The organism is Vibrio sp. RM-69-4 (assembly GCF_024743775.1).
In the GTDB taxonomy this organism is placed as follows: Bacteria; Pseudomonadota; Gammaproteobacteria; order Enterobacterales; family Vibrionaceae; genus Vibrio; species Vibrio anguillarum.
Window position 1 is genome coordinate 198,675 of the sequence record NZ_JAMQXI010000017.1, and the last position, 16,964, is coordinate 215,638.

Here is a 16,964-nt window from a genome sequence, read left to right on the forward strand (position 1 = left end):
AGAGCCTTTTTATCATCCTACGGCCTTGAACCTTGCATTTATTGGTATCTGTGTTGTTTAACGCTATACTCAGCCGCCTATTCTGCAGTTAGTGATTCACATGTTTGATATTCTTTATACTCACAACGATTTTCTCATCATCAACAAGCATCCCAATATTTCTGTGCACAAAGATGACGGGGATACAATGCTGCTGCAAGAAGTGGGTAAGGTTTCAGGTGATGGCCAGCTCTACTTAGTTCATCGGTTGGATAAAATGACGTCCGGCATTTTATTGCTTGCCCGCCACCAAGCTGCGGCCAGTGAGTTGTCTAAAAATTTTGCAGCAAGGGAAGTCGAGAAATTCTATCTTGCCATTGGCAGTAAAAAGCCTAAAAAGAAACAGGGTTTGATAAGCGGTGATATGGAACGCTCTCGACGTTCGTCGTGGAAGTTAGTAGCGACACAAAATAACCCTGCCGTAACGCAGTTTTTTTCCTGCTCTGCTGAGCCGGGTGAACGTCTCTTTTTATGTAAACCTTTTACCGGAAAAACCCACCAAATTAGGGTTGCTTTGAAATCACTCGGCTCTGCAATTGTCGGTGACCCGATTTATCATTCTCATGATGATTCTGATAGAGGCTATCTACACGCTTTTGCGTTACGTTTTTGCTATCAGGATCTGTGGTATCAATTTATCTGCGACCCACGCAATCAAGTAGCGATGGGGCAGAAATGGAACTCAGACATTGTTAGCCAAGGGATTGAATCTTGGTTAACACCTTGGAATCTAGTTTGGCCGAAAGTAAACAAATGACAGAACAAACAATGCAACGCTCAGCGCTTCCTCACTTTTTTACCCATATTGAGCAGCAGCTCTCTTGTAATACCGGTGAAATTCGCCGCTTATTTCATGGCCGAGGTCGTCAGTGGCCAGGTCTAGAACAGCTCACCTGTGACTGGTTGCAAGGGCAGTTAGTCGTCAACTTATTTAAAAATGTCGAAGAAGATTTTCTCGCGGAGTTAAAAGCGGGTTTGTCGCACCTAACAACCCGTCCGTTATGGCTAGAAAAGCAAGGTAGTTGTGTCTTACTTCAGCATCGATATGCCGATGGCGCGCCTTCAGAAACAGTATGGGGAGCGTTAGAGCCTTTCCCTGTGGTGGTCGAAAATGGCTTAAAGTACCAATTGAGCATTGGGCGTAACCAGAATTTCGGGCTGTTTTTGGATATGCGCTACGGCCGTGAGTGGGTTTCATCTCATGCTAAACATAAAAATGTACTGAATCTATTTGCCTATACTTGCGGTTTTTCAGTAGCAGCGATTGCTGGTGGTGCTGACCAAGTTGTGAATGTCGATATGGCCAAAGCATCACTGGCTAAAGGCCGTGAAAACCATCAATTAAATGGCCACAATCTCAATTCAGTGAAGTTTCTTGGACATGATATTTTCAAGTCTTGGGGAAAAATCAAAAAATCAGGGCCATATGATCTGATTATTATTGATCCTCCTTCGTTTCAAAAAGGCAGCTTTGCGCTGACTAAAGATTATCAACGTATCTTACGCCGTTTACCTGAGCTGTTAGAACAAGGCGGCGAAGTGCTTGCATGCGTTAATTCACCAGCCGTAACCTGCGACTTTTTAATCGAAGGGATGAAGGTAGAAGCGCCATCACTTACTTTTCAAGCTCGCCTAGAAAACCCACCAGAGTTTGAAGATATTGATCCGCAAGCCAGCCTGAAAGCACTGATTTTCTCCTAAGTATAATGGAGACTAGGTAAGATCACGCCATAATAAAGTTGGTTATGGTGTGGTTTCTCCCGACTTCAGGAATTATTAATTTTGCAAAATATGTTCAATCGGTGAGGGTTTAGAATAGATGAATCCTTGGATAAGATACACAGCACGAGTAGCAAGATAATCAACTTGGTCTCCGCGTTCAACGCCTTCAGCAATAATTTCAATATTAGCTTCTTGTGCTGAAAGAATAATGGAATTGAGTACCTTTATTTTTAAGTCGTCAGTTCCAATCGTATCAATAAACATCTTGTCTATTTTAATACAAGAAATACCAAGATTTTGTATATATGAGTAACCACCGTAGCCTGTCCCAAAATCATCAATTTTGAATTTATAGCCTTTTGCCATAAGATGAGATAGTGCCCTACCTGCATTTTCAATATTAATAAATGGCGTTCTTTCTGTTATTTCAAAATGAATCTGTTTGCTGGTCGGCCAATTGAGTTCTTCTAGTGTTTCTGCTAAGCCTCCACTTTCAATATGGGCTGGCACGATATTGATACTCACCCACTGCTGCACATCGAATTGTTCTAAATCATCAATTACTTTTCTTATGATTTGATTCGTTATCTGGATGATTAAACCGGATGTTTCCGCCGGACCAACGAACTCATTTGGTGGAACGATCTCTTTGCCTTTGCACCAACGAACTAAGATCTCATAGCCAATAACTCTCTCTTCTCGGCTATCAAGAATGGCTTGGTAGTAAGGGATGAATTGTTTATCTTTGATGCCTTTAAGAATTAATCCTTGAATTGAGTTTTTATAATTTCTGAACTTTAAATAAAAAATAGATAATAAGATACCAATTGCTAGCGCAATTGGATAACCCCAATATATTAATTGGTAGTAAAGATATTGGTTGAATTCTTTACCAACAGAGAGTGTTTCTTGAATATCAAACTCTTTTATGGTGTAACTAATGGTTGTGATGTGGTCTTGGTAAGCAATCTCTTTATTTCCTCGACTCATTCTCAATCCATTTAAACTAGGCGATAAATAATGAAAATTTAATAAAAAGCAATTTATACAATCACCTTTTAATATCTCTTCTTGCCAGCTACTGTCTAATATCCAAAAAATCCGATTACCTTCTTTTTGATAATAAATAAGTAGCTCTTTTTCTGTATCAAAAAGTGCGGGAGTGGTGGACATGTAAAACCCTGAAGAGAGGTCATAGGCTTTCAACTCATCCGAAAGTTGTAATGGGAAACCGACAGTCGAGCAGCTACGCCCGTCTTTGTTGACAACCGCGATCATTCTAATAAATCGGTTGTAGTACTTGGAATCACGAATTAATGACATATCGCTTGCTTGGCATTCATAATTTATCTGAGCGACTTGATCTAAAATCATATCATTTAAGCTCTGAGCTCTATTGGCCAAGTAAAGATTGACGGTATCGAGTTTGCTTTCCAGCACATAGCGTGTCAACGGATTGATTAATATCGGGATGACTAACGAAAAAATAAGAGTCGGGATCAGAAAGAGTAAGATCGCTATTTTAACGGGTCTGGTCAAAGTCATAAATGCAACCTTAGGCATCGTTATGCCACTGCGTTAGTAAGTGCGCAGTTTAGCATGCCACTGGTTCAATTGATGAGAATTTCGAAGAGTTATACGATTACCCAATGTACTGCATTATCTGGATTTGAAGCCGTAGTTCGAAGCCAAAAGTGATAGCGTTAATCATGGTTGTATTCTTGACGTGAGTGAGTGTTAGAGAGTGTTTGAAATCCAGAATAAATGCGGGTAATGGTGGTGAACCAGCATGCGCCGCCGAATAGATAAGCTATTAAGGCAAAATGTTGAGGAAAAAGACAAAACAGGACGAAACAAGCAATCGTTTCTGTACCCTCAGTCAAGCCTGACATGTAATACAGTGATTTATGCTTGTAGATAGGGCTGTGGATGTTTCGCTTGCTGGCCATCACGGCGAAGGCAAGAAAGCTGCTTCCCGTACCGATAAAAGAAAAGATCAAAAAGGCGCCAGCTACCGCATTGTGCTCAGGTGAAGCCAGCACAAAACCAAACGGAATGAGCGAGTAAAACAGAAAATCTAAACTGATATCGAGAAACCCTCCCGCATCGCTGACCCCCTGAATTCTTGCCAACGCACCATCAAGGCCATCCGCTATTCGGTTTAGTATGATGAAAATTAATGCCAGCGTGTACTGCGAGAAAGCAAGTGCAGGAAGTGCACAGCAACCTAAAGCAAAACCCCAGAGTGTCGTTTGGTTCGCTGTAATGCCTAAGCGATGAAGCCCTTGAGCTGTTTTCTCTAGTGGCCAACGAATGATTTTGACACTAAATCGATCAAGCATGTGCGCTCTCCCATGAGCAGGTTAAAATGCGGCTGTTAGGCGGAACATCGTCTTTATCGTGCGTGACCATCAAGGTCGGAATGCCTTCGGCGACCAGTTGATTGAAGACCCAATCCCTAAATTGGATCCGCAGTGCTTTATCTAACTTACTAAATGGTTCATCCAATAGTGCCAGTTTAGGTTGAGCCAGTAGCATGCGAGCCAAGCTAATACGTGCTCGCTGCCCCCCAGATATCTGTTCTGGGTAAGCATTGGCAAGATGTTCGAGAGAAATTTTCTGTAATGCTTTTTCTGCTTGAGACTGCCGTTCATGGCCTTTTACCGAGTTGGGTAAGGCAAAAGCCAAATTTTGCCAAACCGTCAGATGTGGGAAGAGCAGATCATCTTGAAATAAAATACCGACTTGCCGCTGATGTGCAGGCCGCAAAGTGATGTCGACATCGTCCAGTATAACTCTGCCTTGGAAGCTAAAATCCCTCCCCAAATGACCCGCAATTACATTAAGTAGCGTTGATTTTCCGCAGCCGCTCGGCCCCATTAAGCTAACAATTTCACCTGGGGAGATGGTGATATTTAAATCCGATAAGAGAGCTTCACCATTTTGTTTATGGATGGCGAGGTTTTCGAGGCAGAACGTCATGAGTAATGGCTTCCTTACGGGCAGTTTTTTTAACGATAGGGTTCATGGTACGGCGATGAGTTTGTAGGCGGCTGATCACAATCGCCAAGGTGAAAAAAATTAAAGGAAGTAGGGCTTGCCAAATGGCATAGATAGCGGTGACTCTGCGGTCAAAGCCACTCGAGAGCGCAACGGCTTCGGTAGTAATAGTAGCGATCCTTCCTGCGCCGAGCATCAAAGTCGGCAAATATTGCGCTAAGCTCACACTCATTCCAACCGCTGCCGCGTAAACGATGGCTGGCAAGAGTTGCGGCGTTTTAATTTGCCAAAATACTTGCCACGGCGTTTTTCCTAAACTTAACGCTGCTTTAGTCAGGTTTTGATTGTAGCTTTGCCACGGGCCATCCAACGCAAGGTAGACAAAAGGAAAGGCGAAGAATACATGTGACCATGTAACCCAAAGCCAATACTGATCGCTGGCTAAAAAGAGTGTGGCGATCTGCATGCCAAATAACAGTGAAAGTTGAGGAATGAGCATTGGCAAGGCGATCAAATAACTGGGTAAATGGCGCTGATATTTGAGCTTATACTCATGAGCGAGTAGAGATAACACCAGCGCAATCACAGTGCTGAATAGCGCTAATTGTACGCTTTGATAAATGGTTGGTGCGATATTCAACCATTCGTTGTCCCAAAAACGGGCACTGAACTGGCTGGGCCATAAGTCTGGAAAGCGCCAACGTTGTGCAAAACTCCAAATCACCATTAAAGGCAACATCAGCAGAGATAAGGTAATGATGAATAAAAACAGTGATTTTCCTGGCAAGGAAAGCGCATAGCGGCCTGAGTATTGCCAGCGTTTGTAGTGTTGCGTCGAACACTTTTCGATGAAGAGAACGATCAATAACATGGCGCTTGCAAGTATAAACAACAGAACGGCGCCAGCGGCGGCGCGAGGAATTAAGGCTAAGTTAGGGTCACTAAACCACTGCCATACCAATACTGCAAACGTTGGTGGATTATTGGGGCCTAAAATGAGCGCCAAATCGACAACGGATACGCCGTAGGCAATCACGGCAAAGAGGGCAAACCGCAGTTTATTTAACCACTGTGGGAAGATCACTTTTAGCCATAGTTGGGGTTGAGAATAACCCAGCGAAGCCGCTGCTTGTTGCAGTTTATCAATGTTTAATTGCTGCAAGATGGGGATGCTCATCAGCAGTAAAAAAGGAACTTCTTTAAGTGCTAACGCTAAGGTTAACCCGACTGCGTAAGGGTTGCGTACTAAAAGTGAAGCGCCATCTCCCATGAATGAGGTTCCAAACAGATGATACAAAAGGCGATCCGTCATGCCGCTTGGTGAGAATAAAAAAGCAAAACCAATGGCAAAAGCGACGTGAGGCATAGCCAGTAACGGTGATAAAGCGTTCTCTACTTTTGACCAGTGACGGCTGTGCCACAATGATTGCAATATCACAAAGCAGATCGCCGCGGCGAGATAGGTACTGATTAACGCAGAACCTATGCTAAGTAGTAGAGATTGCCCGACTCCCGACCATTGTAAGATGGCGATGTAGCCATCTAGAGAAAAGTGGTGCAAGCCAACGGGAGGAATATAACCCAATGAGGAGAGTATGACCCCAAGTAGGCCGGGAACAACTGGGGCAATACAGATGACAATAATCAGCAAATAGCTTGCTCTAAACATCGGGCTTTATCTCAGTCTCTTTAGTGGCCGTAGCGTTGTTGCCATTCGGCTTCAAGCGCTGTTTGCCAACTTGGATGTGGCTCGGCGATTGATTTAAACAGCTGAGTTTTCTTGGCGCTGCCAATTAAGAACTCATTTTGTAATACCGATGGATCTCCCCAAATGGAAAGATCACCTTTACGAGATTGTGCTTCCGGACTGAGTAAGAAATTGATCGCAACCAATGCGCCTTCTTTGGCGCTCGCATTCCAAGGAATGGCGAGAAAATGAATGTTAGAAAGAGCCCCTGTTTCAAACGCGTAGGAGCGGGTAGAGGCCGCGAGCGTTCCATTTGCTTGAGCGGAAAAAACAGCATTGGGGTTAAAGTTGATGGAAAGATCAAGCTGACCATCATCAAGCAATTGCAGCATTTGAGCGGAACCGCTGGGAAACTGCTTGCCTTGACGCCAGGCCACAGGATGAAATTCATCAAGATAGCGCCAAAGAGGTGCTGTCACTATGGCAAAATTTTGTTCATCCACAGGCTTAGACAGGGCAACATCGTTCTCTGTTAGTTCAATCAATAAGGCTTTAAGGAAACTGGTGCCATGAAACTCAGGAGGACGAGGGTAACTAACACGATTCGGAAACGCCTTTGCGTAGCTCAACATTTCTGAAAATGAACGGGGTGGGTTATTGAGCTTTTCCTGATCGTAAATAAACACCAGTTGTCCTACACCCCAAGGCGCTTCAAGGCCAAGAGTCGGCTCTGAAAAATCTTGATCGATCGGCAGTGAGGAATCAACATATTGCCAGTTAGGTAAACGCTCCGTAAATGGACCATACAGTAAACCATTACTTTTCATGGACTTAAAGTTTTCACCATTAATCCATACTAGATCGACACTGCCATTATTATTTTTAGCGGCCGCCTTTTCTGCAATAAGCCGTGTTGTTGTCTCGGCAATATCGGTCACTTTCACCTGTTTTAACTCGATACCGTAGCGATCTTGAAGCTCGTTGCCTGCCCAGCGAATGTACTCATTAATCTCTTGGCTTCCTCCCCACGCGTGAAAGTAAACGGTTTGTCCTTTAGCTGCATCTGTGGTTTGTTGCCAAGTTTGCGCTGACGCGGAAAGTGCGAAGGCACACGTGCAGAGTAAGGTGATGAGCTTTTTCATAATTATCCTTAAAGATCTCTTTATTCAGTGACTTAGTGAATAGACCGGAGATGTTTCCATGTTCATTCATTATGAACGAAAAAAAACAAAAGATCTGAATTGGTGAGAAAAAGCAGAAGTCGCAGATAGGTGAATGATGTGTGAGGTGGTCTACGGAAATGGCAGCCTGATGGAGAAGACTGCCATGAGAAGAATGACTGAAATTAATTTACCCAATCACGTAAAGTAAAGGTGAGCGTGTGAACCTCATTTTTAAGCGTTAGGCTATCTTTAGTCAGGTTGATCTCGCTCCAATCTGACAATGTTTGAGAAAACGCCTGCTCGGTATCCATGACATCACCGATACACATCATCATGGTCATGCCCATTTTTTCGATGCGGAATTGGTTGTCTTTTAGCTCGGCTTGCCCAAAAAAGTTATTGCAACCTGCGTTACCGCTAGCCATCATCTTTTCGCCGATTTCTAATCGCGGTGCTTTTTGTTTGTCATTATTGACCACGTCCTTGCCATCAATTTGCACCAGTTGCCAATTGTGATGCTGCAAATCTTGAGCGGTAATGCTTTCTACATCACCATTACTTGCACAGGCACTCACCAATACAGGTAGAGAAATTGCGGCTAGCCATTTTTTTGAACTAAACTTCATCGTATTAGACCCCAGAATTTGGAAAACGCGCACAGTATATAAAATTGAGTACTGTTTTTGTCAGTATAAGGTGATTGTTTTATATGCGTCACAGTTTGCAATCAGGAAGTGACACACGTTACTCTTATGTGGCGGACATTAAATTGGAAAAATAATTGAGTAACCATGGAGCAACTCGAATTTTTTAAAGTGCTGAGCCCTTGTATCGGTGTATGTTCAGTTGATGACAAAGGTTATTGCCAAGGCTGTATGCGTAAAAGGGAAGAGCGTTTTAACTGGCTCTCAATGACTACTGCGCAGCAACTGCATGTCATAAAATTATGCCAACAGCGCTATAAGCGGAAAAAACAGAAACAACAAGCGCAAAACAAGGCAGATTCCGAGCCAGAAACGAACCCGCAGCGCGATCTGTTTTAATCAATTACTTCATTCCCCAAAAATCACTGACCCAACCACCAGCATGTTCATCAAAATGATTACCGTGAAAACGTTTATTCACATCGGGTTGTTCCATGTTGGGTTTTTCTGTCAGAAGCTGTTGAATATAGTTCGCCATTGGATCCGTACGTTGGTGCCGCGTTACAACATCTTTTATCAGTTGTAATCGATAAGTGGAACTTGCGCGTTTCATTTCTATGACCTCCATTGTTGTGGTAACCAATAGAAAAAATAGAAGCGATCCAGTACAGCGTCAATCAAAGGTCTGCTTAAAATTTGCTCAATTTTATGATTAAAAATTAACCACCTGATTTGGCTCGATTAAAGCTTTTTAAGCCATAGAATCTATTTAAAGAGAGATCGCTCTCGAAATTTTGTGATTGCTTTTCAGTGTTGCAACCGAATGAGCGACCCCATCACATAAACATATTTATAAAATCAATAATATCCACTCTGTTTTAATGAGAGCCTGTTTATACGTATGAGTATGTTATGAAACTAAAAATTGTTATTAGCGCAATACTTGCTTCTATTGCCGCTTCTTCTTTCGCTGCTGATGGCGATATTCATCAGGTTACCATTCTCGGTACTTCCGATATTCACGGGCATTTTATGCCATGGGATTATGCTGCTGACAAACTGAATATGCAGGGGAGCCTAAGTCAAATCGCCACCAAGGTTAAACAGATACGAGAGCAAGATAAAAACGTTATTTTAGTAGATGCGGGAGATACGATTCAGGGAAACTTTGTTGAAACGTTTAAGCATGAAGCCGTAGACCCTATGATGCTCGGTTTTAATGAGATGAACTACGATGTTTGGGTGCTGGGTAACCATGAGTTTGATTTTGGTTTATCGGTATTAAATCGCTCCCTGACTCAATTTAAAGGCCGAGCGTTAGCCGGAAATATTCAGAGGCCCGATGGCAATCCATTCTTACCCGCCGCAACAATTATTGAAAAAAATGGCGTCAAGATCGGTATTATTGGAATGGATACTCCGATGACACAAGTGTTTGCTGAAGGCACTAATCGCCTTGAAGGCATGAGCTTCACTAACCCAACACTTGAAGTGAAAAAAGTGATTGGGCAGATAAAAAATGATGTCGATGCGATCGTTTTGGTTGCGCACATGGGGCTGGATAACGAAAACGACATCAAAGATACGGGCGTATCTGATATTGCCAATGCTAACCCTGAAATCGATGCCATTGTTGCTGGCCACATGCACACTAAAATTGATAAAGCGACGGTAAACGGTGTCATCATTACCGAGCCTGATAAATATGGACGCGTTTTATCTCGAATCGATTTCCAATTTGAAGAAAAAGATGGCAAATACACGCTCGTTCATAAAGACAGCTTCACTTATCCTATGAAAGGTGTTGATTCTGATTCGAAAATGGAAACGCTGTACGCACCTTATCATCAACGCTTACGAGAAAACGCCAATCGCGAAATTGCGATACTTGACGGAGTCGACTTGGTTCCTGATGATGAAATACGCGGTATCCCTCAAGTGCATATTCAAGATACCGGCATCAGTGCGCTGTTTCAGGAAGCCAGTTTTTTCTACGTGCCAAAAGCAAACGTGATCGCACTGCAAATTGATAATGACCAAGCTCAACTTGATACTGGCCCAATCAAAGCAAAAGATATCGCGTTTAACTATCAATATGCTGGTGGTGAAATTACGGTTTACCAAATGACGGGTAAAGAGCTGCGCACCTACATGGAATGGGCCGCTGGGTATTTCAATTCCGTCTTGCCAGGCGATGTGACTTATAGCTTTGATCCAAAGCGGCGCGCATCGAAATACTCAACCAATGATTTTTTTGCGGGTGTCACTTACACCATTGATCTTACTCAACCTGCGGGTAAGCGAATTAAAGATCTGCGTTTTGCTGGTGGACAACCGATTGATGATACTAGTGATATTCGGTTGGGTATGAATAGTTACCGAATGGGGCATTTGACGCAGAAAGGGGGTAGCCTTGAAGGGCGGTCATTCCCGATTATTTTTGACTCGGAAGCGGAATATGGCGAAGAGGAAGGAACTATTAGAAACCTAACGATCCGCTATCTCACCCAAGAAAAGCAAGGCCGCTACGAAGGGAAACCAATGCAACGTTGGAAGCTGGAAGGTTTGCAAGGGTATGAATCGGAACGTGCCATCGTGAAAGCTCTAATTAATAGTGGCCAAATTGATGTACCAAGTAGTGATGATGGGCGTTATAGCAATATCGCCTCGATCAATGTTAAAGCACTGCTTTTTACCAATAAGGCCGCGGCTGAAGAGGCAATCAATGCGCGTATTTTGCAAAGTAGCCAAGCTTCTGATGCTGAAAAACAGCGTATCAATCGAGAGATTGTATTGCTCAATGCATTGAATGCTAATGTTTTAGATTAGCTAAAGTTTTAAATTAACGGTTAAGGCTCTGGCCAAAAGTCAGAGCCTACTACTTTAACGACTAACTCATCAATAACCAGAATCCAACACCTATCATCAATGAGCCTGAAATACGGTTCATTAGACGCACATTTTTTGAATGCCCTAGAGCTCGTTTTAACCCCTTGCCACCTGTTGCGTAAAGTGTCATACAGACAAATTCTGAGACCATAATAATGGACACCAGCAGTAACAGTTGAGGTGCAAGTGGTGTTTCACTATTAATAAAAGGCGGAAGTAGGGAGATCATAAACGCCCAGCCTTTAGGGTTAGCAATCGCGGTCACAAAACCTTGCATGACAAGATCCCAGTCTTTGTTATGGGGAGTGACTTGTGAGTCGCTACTGAGGGCAAGCTTGCCTTTTGAACGCCACATCTGAATGCCTATATAGCCAAGATAGATGGCACCGATGGTTTTGAATCCGGTAAAGAGCCAAGGGTAATTGAGCATAATCGAAGCCATCCCCAAAACGGCTGCGATGGAAACGAATGCCACACCGACGATCTCTCCCATCATCATCCATAAAGTTCGGCGATAACCAATACTCATCCCAAGACTCAGTGCCAATGTCATGCACATACCTGGAGTAATCGAAACAAAAAAGAATGTTGGTATAAATGCCAGAAGTAAAGTACTGCTCATTAATCAATCCGTGTTGAGAGACAAGAGCTCTAGCATACACATTAATTACAATCTTCACTATTTCACTTTGCTGTGCAATTGACGACAGTGCTACTTACGGATTGAAACCAATAAAGATGACCGTTTGGGATGATGAAGCATAGATAGGATGCACAGAGATGAAAAAAGCCGCATTGCTGCAGCTCTTTCGTTGTTATGGCTTACTTCTTACGATTTTTTAGTCGATTCATCATGTTCAAACGACGTTCTGCTGAGGCTTGATCCGGCTTTTCGTCATTTGGGTTGTTACGACGGCCTTGGCGATCTTTGTACGCCGCTTTTGTGTGAAGTTTTTCAATGTAGGCATCACGCTGTTTAGGTTCATAACCTGGCTGCTCAACACGACGGATGCGTTGCTGGATAAGGTTTTCAACCTGAACAACAGTCAACTCTTCTTCGCGGCTGACAAATGAGACAGCATGTCCCTGTTTGCCAGCACGACCAGTACGACCTATGCGGTGTACATAATCTTCGGCGAGAAATGGCATGTCATAGTTAACCACGTGTGGCAGGTCGACGATATCTAAACCACGTGCAGCCACATCGGTCGCAACCATGACACGCACTTTGCCTTCTTTAAATTCTTCAAGAGCGCGTCGACGTGCACTTTGTGCTTTATCGCCATGACATAGCACGGCCTTGATGCCATCCAGTTTCAGCTCTTTCACCACTTCATTAGCCGTCTCTTTATAGTTCACAAACACTAAGACTTGTTGCCAATTTTTGCGGCCAATCAGTTCAGACAGCAGTTCCGTTTTACGCTCTTGATCGACAGGGTAAACCACATGCGCCACTGTTGCGGCCGTGGTATTGGCACGATCAGCATTAATGCGTTTGGGTTTGCGTAAAATATCGCCCGCCAGTTGGTTAAGCTGAGTGGATGTAGTGGCCGAGAACATCATGATTTGCGGTGAGGTTTCCACTTCCAGCATGATTTTACGCACGGGATTGATGAACCCCATATCTAAAATTCGATCTGCTTCGTCGAAAACCAAAAACTCAAGGTTGGCGAGTGAAACATTACCTTCACTTAAATGCTCTTCTAATCGGCCAGGGGTCGCGACCAAAATGTCCACACCCATTTCAAGCTGACGAACTTGAGAAGACATTTTATTTCCACCGTAAACAGCAGCGACATTGAGTTTGGTGTATTTGACGTAGTCTTTAATGTTCTGGGCAATTTGCGCCACTAATTCACGCGTGGGTGCCAAAATTAAGCCTCGCGCTGTTTTAGGCGAAGGTTGCTTGCCGCTATCTAACAGATGTTGAATAACGGGCAGTGCGAATGCTGCGGTTTTGCCTGTGCCAGTTTGCGCCGTTGCAAAAATATCATGCCCTTTACGAGCCTCGGGAATGGCTTGTCGCTGAATGGGGGTAAGTTTTTCATAGCCGCATTCAGTAAGCGCTTTAACAAGTTCAGGTGCAAAACCTTGAGATGAAAATGACATTTAACGGGTTCCTTAAGCAGACAGCCTACAGTTGTTAATTTTAGCCGTGCACTATATAGGATTTAGAGTGATTTATCTCACGTTTATCGTGATCAGTGATAAATTTCCCACATTATTTACCAATTGTATTTGAGTTCACAAATGAGATGAATTGGTGATTCATAGCGGTTGCCTATCTTTCTATTATGTTTTTACTTCAGAAGCCGATAATAAATGGTAGACTCTCAACACTTGCGTAGCATCATGATGACGCAGAAGTAATTAACCTTGATAAAGGATGCATAGACGCCATGGACAATGCAGATTTTGTACAGAAACGGCAATATTACCGCTTAAAGTATCCAAAGCGGGCAAGACCTACCGTAAAAATTGATGATCAGCTATTCCATGTCTGTGAAATATCAGAGCAAGGCATTCGTATTTCAATGCCGAGAGTGACTACCTTATATTGTGGTCTATCGATGTCTGGTACGGTGCAGCTACGCAGCAACAATACAGTCAAAATTGCAGGTCAAGTACTGCGCTTTCAACAAGATGAAGTCGTGGTTCAACTATCCAATGGTCCTGCTTTTAAGCACATGGTTGAAGAACAGCGTTATATTCGCCAAAGATACCCGTCTTACTTCTCGTCTTTACGTTCTGCTTAAATCAAAAACTGTCTGCGTTGAAACGAGCGGTGCGTGCTTCTGCGATTGTGCAGTGCGTGATGTGTATAAGTTCGGCGAGAGTGATTGATGGGTTTTGTTTAACAAGCCTTACCAACTTGGCTGATTTGGGTTCAAGCTGTTCCTGATATTCTGCCAGTTTGTCTTTGAGTCTCGTTATTAAAAATTGCATGACCAGTGAATCAAGTTCTCTGAGCCGATTTGCCAATAATTCAAGTTGCGTTATCTCACCACTGATTTGCCAATTTCTGGAACGTCGTATTCGTTTCAGGTCGCACTGATATTCTCTCGCCAGCATTTTTGCTTTTTTCGCATTTTCTCCACCAAGCCGATGAATCAATGAGGGGAGGGAAATCGTGATGATCATAATAGCCATGTTCTTGTTTGAATGACTTTCCGTTATAACACGGTCTTATAAAACGGTGAAACCCCGATAGTTGGTAGCTATCGGGGTTTCGAATTTTTAGATTTCTCGGATGGTAAGGCCGATCATCTTTATGCAAAAGGTTGGATTTTATCCAACTAATTCCTTGGTAGGAAATTAGATGCGGATGAAGTCCATGTGCTCAACTTTTGGCTTGAACACGTGACGTTGAACGTCTTGTGGCTTAACTTTTACTTCTGCGCCATCAATTACTAGAGTAATTGCTTCGTAGAATTCTGGTTTGTCCATTTGGTTGATCACGTCAGAATGATCCAGTGCGATAGCAACTGGCGCTGCTTCACCACCGTAAACAACTGCTGGGAATTGGCCCGCGTGACGTAGGCGGCGGCTCGCACCTTTACCTAGTTCAGTACGTACTACTGCTTCGAATTTCATAGTTTTTACACTCAAATTAGTAAAAATAAACTTCACATCTGCAATGCGACCTTGCTGATGTGGTATAGCTTTGATAGTGAATCAATGATTACTAACAAAACGAGCGCGGATACTAGCACTCTATCTAAGATGGGGCAATAGAAAATCCCTTGCAGCATCGATTTATTGCAGTGTTACGAAGGACCGTGACAGTCTTTATTGCTTAATGTCGAGTTCGATTTCGTCCATTAAACCGAACGAAAAGTTAGCACCGCTTTTAACCCCCCCATAGTGCTAGTCGATAGGGTTAGCGTACCGCGATAACTGTGCGCCATTTCACTGACAATATTCAACCCAAGCCCAGATCCAGAGGTTGTTTCGTCTAAGCGCACGCCACGCTGTACCGCTTTGGCCAGATCTTGCTCAGCAATACCTGGGCCATCGTCTTCGATGTGGATTTCTACCCAGCCTTCTTCTCGATTTTTTGCGTGAACTCGAACTAAAGAAGCTGCCCATTTGTAGCTATTTTCCAGTAGGTTGCCGAGCATCTCGTCGAGATCGGTTGGGTCAACGGCAACCTCTAGATCAGAATCCAACTCATTAACTAACGTGATTTCACGCTGTGCGTAAATTTTGTCAAATGCCATAGAAATAGCATCTACCCGTTCGCTTGGATTGGCTTTTACCGCAAGAATATTCATTGAGCCAGCCATGCGCGCGCGGCCTAGATGGTAGTCAATCTGCTTTTGTAACTGTTCAATCGGTGTTCTGAGTTTCTGCTGTTGTGCGAAATCAAGATGATCGATCTCATTGCGCAGTACAGAAATCGGCGTTTTTAAAGCGTGAGAGAGATTGCCTGCATGATTACGTGCACGTTCAAGCAATTCTTGATAGTGGAATAACAGTGCATTCAAATCATTGACTAACGGAAAGACTTCTTTTGGGTACTCGCCACTGAGACTGGCTTGTTGACCTTTGCGCAATGTGGCCAGCTCTTTTTGCATTTTCCCTAACGGCCGTAATGACCAACTGACTTGCAAGCCAATCAGCACCAATACACCACTGAAGAGCAGACCTAGTATCATCCACAATTGGCTAATTACGCTGTTTAAAGTGTCTTGTAATGGCGCTTCATCAAGACCGATGGTAATGGTGATAGGAGAAGGGAAATCTGGTAAGTATATGATTTGTTCAATGACGATCAGTTTTTCATCTCTTGCGCCTTTGACGATGTTTTTCAAGCCATGTTTTTCGCTGATAAGGCGCTTATCCCACAATGAGCGAGAACGAAGCGATTGATCATGGCTTGAGGCCGTCCAATAAAGGCCGCTGTAGGGTTGGCTAAAACGAGGGTCGGAAAGGCGCGACGACAGTACTAGATTCCCTTGCGGTGTCGCTTCCAAGTTCGCCGTGATTTCATCCATCGCTAAGCGTAGCTGACTTTGCACATCATTGACTAGGTAGTCTTTGATCAGTGTGGGAATGCCAATTCCCGCCGCTAAAATCATGGTACCTAACCAAAACGTTGCCGCGAGCAGTAAACGACTTTTTAAACTGAGGCGCTTTAAGGCCGAGGTTTTATTTTGCATTAAGCTGGTATCCCAGTCCTCTCACGGTTTTGATAATGTTGTTATTGATTTTTTTACGGATGCGGCCAATAAACACTTCGATGGTGTTGGAGTCTCTATCGAAATCTTGTTTGTAGATGTGTTCCACCAGTTCAGTCCGTGAAATGACTTTGTCGGCATTGTGCATGAAGTAGGCAACCACTTTGTATTCCAGTGCCGTCAAGCTCACCGCTTGACCTTGCCACATCACTTTAGAGGTTCGAGTATCAAGGCTTAAGTCACCGATTTGCATCACAGGGGAAGCGTTACCTGATGCTCGGCGCAGTTGTGCGCGGATACGAGCGGTTAATTCCACCATCTCAAATGGTTTGGTGAGGTAATCATCCGCTCCTGCATTTAAGCCCTCGACTCGTTGAGTCAAACCGTCTCTTGCACTAAGGATCACAATGGGCGTATTGATGTTTTCATCTCGAATGCCTTTCAATACGGTGAGCCCATCGAGTTTGGGTAAACCGAGGTCAAGCACAATCACATCCCACTCTTCTGATGTAGCGCGATAGAGTGCATCAATGCCATCTTGTGATAATTCAGGCACCCAGCCGGTCTGTTCAAGCGCTTCTACAATTTGTTCCCCAAGACGAGGATCGTCTTCGACTACCAATATTTTCATGGTTATTCT

The 16,964-nt window shown here is 43.6% G+C and carries 18 protein-coding genes; 5 read left to right on the forward strand and 13 right to left on the reverse strand.

Features of this window, described 5'->3' with window-relative positions:
* Positions 1-100 precede the first annotated feature (100 nt).
* Positions 101-796, forward strand: a complete 696-nt coding sequence (locus tag NB504_RS02055; RefSeq protein ID WP_258428158.1) for a TIGR01621 family pseudouridine synthase — start codon at positions 101-103, stop codon at positions 794-796.
* Between the two features lie 11 nt (positions 797-807).
* Positions 808-1,740, forward strand: a complete 933-nt coding sequence (locus tag NB504_RS02060; RefSeq protein ID WP_258428189.1) for a class I SAM-dependent methyltransferase — start codon at positions 808-810, stop codon at positions 1,738-1,740.
* A 75-nt stretch (positions 1,741-1,815) separates the two neighbouring features.
* Here NB504_RS02060 and NB504_RS02065 read toward each other — a convergent pair whose 3' ends face one another.
* The 6 genes from NB504_RS02065 to NB504_RS02090 form a co-directional block, all read right to left on the reverse strand.
* Positions 1,816-3,306, reverse strand: coding sequence for an EAL domain-containing protein (locus NB504_RS02065; protein WP_258428159.1), 1,491 nt, complete (start codon positions 3,304-3,306; stop codon positions 1,816-1,818).
* A gap of 158 nt (positions 3,307-3,464) precedes the next feature.
* Entirely contained in the window at positions 3,465-4,103 is a 639-nt protein-coding gene (locus tag NB504_RS02070) for a CDP-alcohol phosphatidyltransferase family protein (protein WP_013857469.1), read from the reverse strand.
* Positions 4,096-4,743, reverse strand: coding sequence for an ATP-binding cassette domain-containing protein (locus NB504_RS02075; protein WP_094133765.1), 648 nt, complete (start codon positions 4,741-4,743; stop codon positions 4,096-4,098). The genes NB504_RS02070 and NB504_RS02075 overlap by 8 nt, the downstream gene beginning before the upstream one ends.
* A complete protein-coding gene (locus NB504_RS02080; protein WP_096036318.1) occupies positions 4,709-6,430 on the reverse strand; it encodes an ABC transporter permease in 1,722 nt (573 codons plus the stop codon). Before NB504_RS02080 ends, NB504_RS02075 begins: the two co-directional genes overlap by 35 nt.
* Before the next feature lie 20 nt (positions 6,431-6,450).
* On the reverse strand, positions 6,451-7,590 hold the full coding sequence (locus tag NB504_RS02085; RefSeq protein ID WP_258428160.1) for an ABC transporter substrate-binding protein: 1,140 nt from the start codon (positions 7,588-7,590) through the stop codon (positions 6,451-6,453).
* 203 nt (positions 7,591-7,793) lie between these two features.
* Positions 7,794-8,237 (reverse strand): META domain-containing protein, encoded by a 444-nt coding sequence (locus NB504_RS02090; protein WP_026028018.1) that lies wholly within the window; start codon positions 8,235-8,237, stop codon positions 7,794-7,796.
* Between the two features lie 165 nt (positions 8,238-8,402).
* Between NB504_RS02090 and NB504_RS02095 the strand changes: the two genes are divergently transcribed.
* Positions 8,403-8,654, forward strand: coding sequence for a DUF1289 domain-containing protein (locus NB504_RS02095; protein WP_105976543.1), 252 nt, complete (start codon positions 8,403-8,405; stop codon positions 8,652-8,654).
* A gap of 4 nt (positions 8,655-8,658) precedes the next feature.
* On the opposite strand, the gene NB504_RS02100 is transcribed toward NB504_RS02095, so the two are convergent.
* Positions 8,659-8,868: a hypothetical protein gene (locus NB504_RS02100; RefSeq protein ID WP_026027723.1), complete on the reverse strand. Its 210-nt coding sequence runs from the start codon at positions 8,866-8,868 to the stop codon at positions 8,659-8,661.
* A gap of 299 nt (positions 8,869-9,167) precedes the next feature.
* Between NB504_RS02100 and NB504_RS02105 the strand changes: the two genes are divergently transcribed.
* The gene (locus NB504_RS02105; protein ID WP_258428162.1) at positions 9,168-11,084 is read left to right on the forward strand and encodes a bifunctional UDP-sugar hydrolase/5'-nucleotidase; all 1,917 of its coding nucleotides are present in this window, start codon (positions 9,168-9,170) and stop codon (positions 11,082-11,084) included.
* 61 nt (positions 11,085-11,145) lie between these two features.
* On the opposite strand, the gene NB504_RS02110 is transcribed toward NB504_RS02105, so the two are convergent.
* Together NB504_RS02110 and NB504_RS02115 are read right to left on the reverse strand one after the other, a co-directional pair.
* Positions 11,146-11,766 (reverse strand): LysE family translocator, encoded by a 621-nt coding sequence (locus tag NB504_RS02110; RefSeq protein WP_258428163.1) that lies wholly within the window; start codon positions 11,764-11,766, stop codon positions 11,146-11,148.
* Positions 11,767-11,966: 200 nt separating this feature from the next.
* Complete coding sequence (locus NB504_RS02115) at positions 11,967-13,253, reverse strand: DEAD/DEAH box helicase (protein ID WP_258428164.1); 1,287 nt, start codon at positions 13,251-13,253, stop codon at positions 11,967-11,969.
* A 290-nt stretch (positions 13,254-13,543) separates the two neighbouring features.
* Here NB504_RS02115 and NB504_RS02120 point away from each other — a divergent pair, with 290 nt between their 5' ends.
* Positions 13,544-13,900 carry a PilZ domain-containing protein gene (locus tag NB504_RS02120; RefSeq protein WP_017046184.1) on the forward strand — a complete coding sequence of 119 codons (357 nt, stop codon included), beginning with the start codon at positions 13,544-13,546 and terminating at the stop codon, positions 13,898-13,900.
* A 1-nt stretch (position 13,901) separates the two neighbouring features.
* Here the strand turns inward: NB504_RS02120 and NB504_RS02125 are convergent, their stop codons facing one another.
* From NB504_RS02125 to NB504_RS02140, 4 genes are all read right to left on the reverse strand, one after another.
* On the reverse strand, positions 13,902-14,294 hold the full coding sequence (locus tag NB504_RS02125) for a ribosome recycling factor family protein (protein WP_258428165.1): 393 nt from the start codon (positions 14,292-14,294) through the stop codon (positions 13,902-13,904).
* Positions 14,295-14,459: 165 nt separating this feature from the next.
* Complete coding sequence (gene rplY, locus NB504_RS02130) at positions 14,460-14,738, reverse strand: 50S ribosomal protein L25 (protein ID WP_010318386.1); 279 nt, start codon at positions 14,736-14,738, stop codon at positions 14,460-14,462.
* Between the two features lie 227 nt (positions 14,739-14,965).
* Positions 14,966-16,306 carry an ATP-binding protein gene (locus NB504_RS02135; protein WP_258428166.1) on the reverse strand — a complete coding sequence of 447 codons (1,341 nt, stop codon included), beginning with the start codon at positions 16,304-16,306 and terminating at the stop codon, positions 14,966-14,968.
* Positions 16,296-16,955 (reverse strand): response regulator transcription factor, encoded by a 660-nt coding sequence (locus tag NB504_RS02140; protein ID WP_010318384.1) that lies wholly within the window; start codon positions 16,953-16,955, stop codon positions 16,296-16,298. The genes NB504_RS02135 and NB504_RS02140 overlap by 11 nt, the downstream gene beginning before the upstream one ends.
* Positions 16,956-16,964 lie beyond the last annotated feature (9 nt).

Bases quoted from the DNA above. Each gene is read 5' to 3' on its own strand.
- NB504_RS02055 (WP_258428158.1), top strand. From the start codon at position 101: ATGTTTGATATTCTTTATACTCACAACGATTTTCTCATCATCAACAAG.
- NB504_RS02060 (WP_258428189.1), top strand. From the start codon at position 808: ATGCAACGCTCAGCGCTTCCTCACTTTTTTACCCATATTGAGCAGCAG.
- NB504_RS02065 (WP_258428159.1), bottom strand. From the start codon at position 3,306: ATGACTTTGACCAGACCCGTTAAAATAGCGATCTTACTCTTTCTGATC.
- NB504_RS02070 (WP_013857469.1), bottom strand. From the start codon at position 4,103: ATGCTTGATCGATTTAGTGTCAAAATCATTCGTTGGCCACTAGAGAAA.
- NB504_RS02075 (WP_094133765.1), bottom strand. From the start codon at position 4,743: ATGACGTTCTGCCTCGAAAACCTCGCCATCCATAAACAAAATGGTGAA.
- NB504_RS02080 (WP_096036318.1), bottom strand. From the start codon at position 6,430: ATGTTTAGAGCAAGCTATTTGCTGATTATTGTCATCTGTATTGCCCCA.
- NB504_RS02085 (WP_258428160.1), bottom strand. From the start codon at position 7,590: ATGAAAAAGCTCATCACCTTACTCTGCACGTGTGCCTTCGCACTTTCC.
- NB504_RS02090 (WP_026028018.1), bottom strand. From the start codon at position 8,237: ATGAAGTTTAGTTCAAAAAAATGGCTAGCCGCAATTTCTCTACCTGTA.
- NB504_RS02095 (WP_105976543.1), top strand. From the start codon at position 8,403: ATGGAGCAACTCGAATTTTTTAAAGTGCTGAGCCCTTGTATCGGTGTA.
- NB504_RS02100 (WP_026027723.1), bottom strand. From the start codon at position 8,868: ATGAAACGCGCAAGTTCCACTTATCGATTACAACTGATAAAAGATGTT.
- NB504_RS02105 (WP_258428162.1), top strand. From the start codon at position 9,168: ATGAAACTAAAAATTGTTATTAGCGCAATACTTGCTTCTATTGCCGCT.
- NB504_RS02110 (WP_258428163.1), bottom strand. From the start codon at position 11,766: ATGAGCAGTACTTTACTTCTGGCATTTATACCAACATTCTTTTTTGTT.
- NB504_RS02115 (WP_258428164.1), bottom strand. From the start codon at position 13,253: ATGTCATTTTCATCTCAAGGTTTTGCACCTGAACTTGTTAAAGCGCTT.
- NB504_RS02120 (WP_017046184.1), top strand. From the start codon at position 13,544: ATGGACAATGCAGATTTTGTACAGAAACGGCAATATTACCGCTTAAAG.
- NB504_RS02125 (WP_258428165.1), bottom strand. From the start codon at position 14,294: ATGGCTATTATGATCATCACGATTTCCCTCCCCTCATTGATTCATCGG.
- rplY (WP_010318386.1), bottom strand. From the start codon at position 14,738: ATGAAATTCGAAGCAGTAGTACGTACTGAACTAGGTAAAGGTGCGAGC.
- NB504_RS02135 (WP_258428166.1), bottom strand. From the start codon at position 16,306: ATGCAAAATAAAACCTCGGCCTTAAAGCGCCTCAGTTTAAAAAGTCGT.
- NB504_RS02140 (WP_010318384.1), bottom strand. From the start codon at position 16,955: ATGAAAATATTGGTAGTCGAAGACGATCCTCGTCTTGGGGAACAAATT.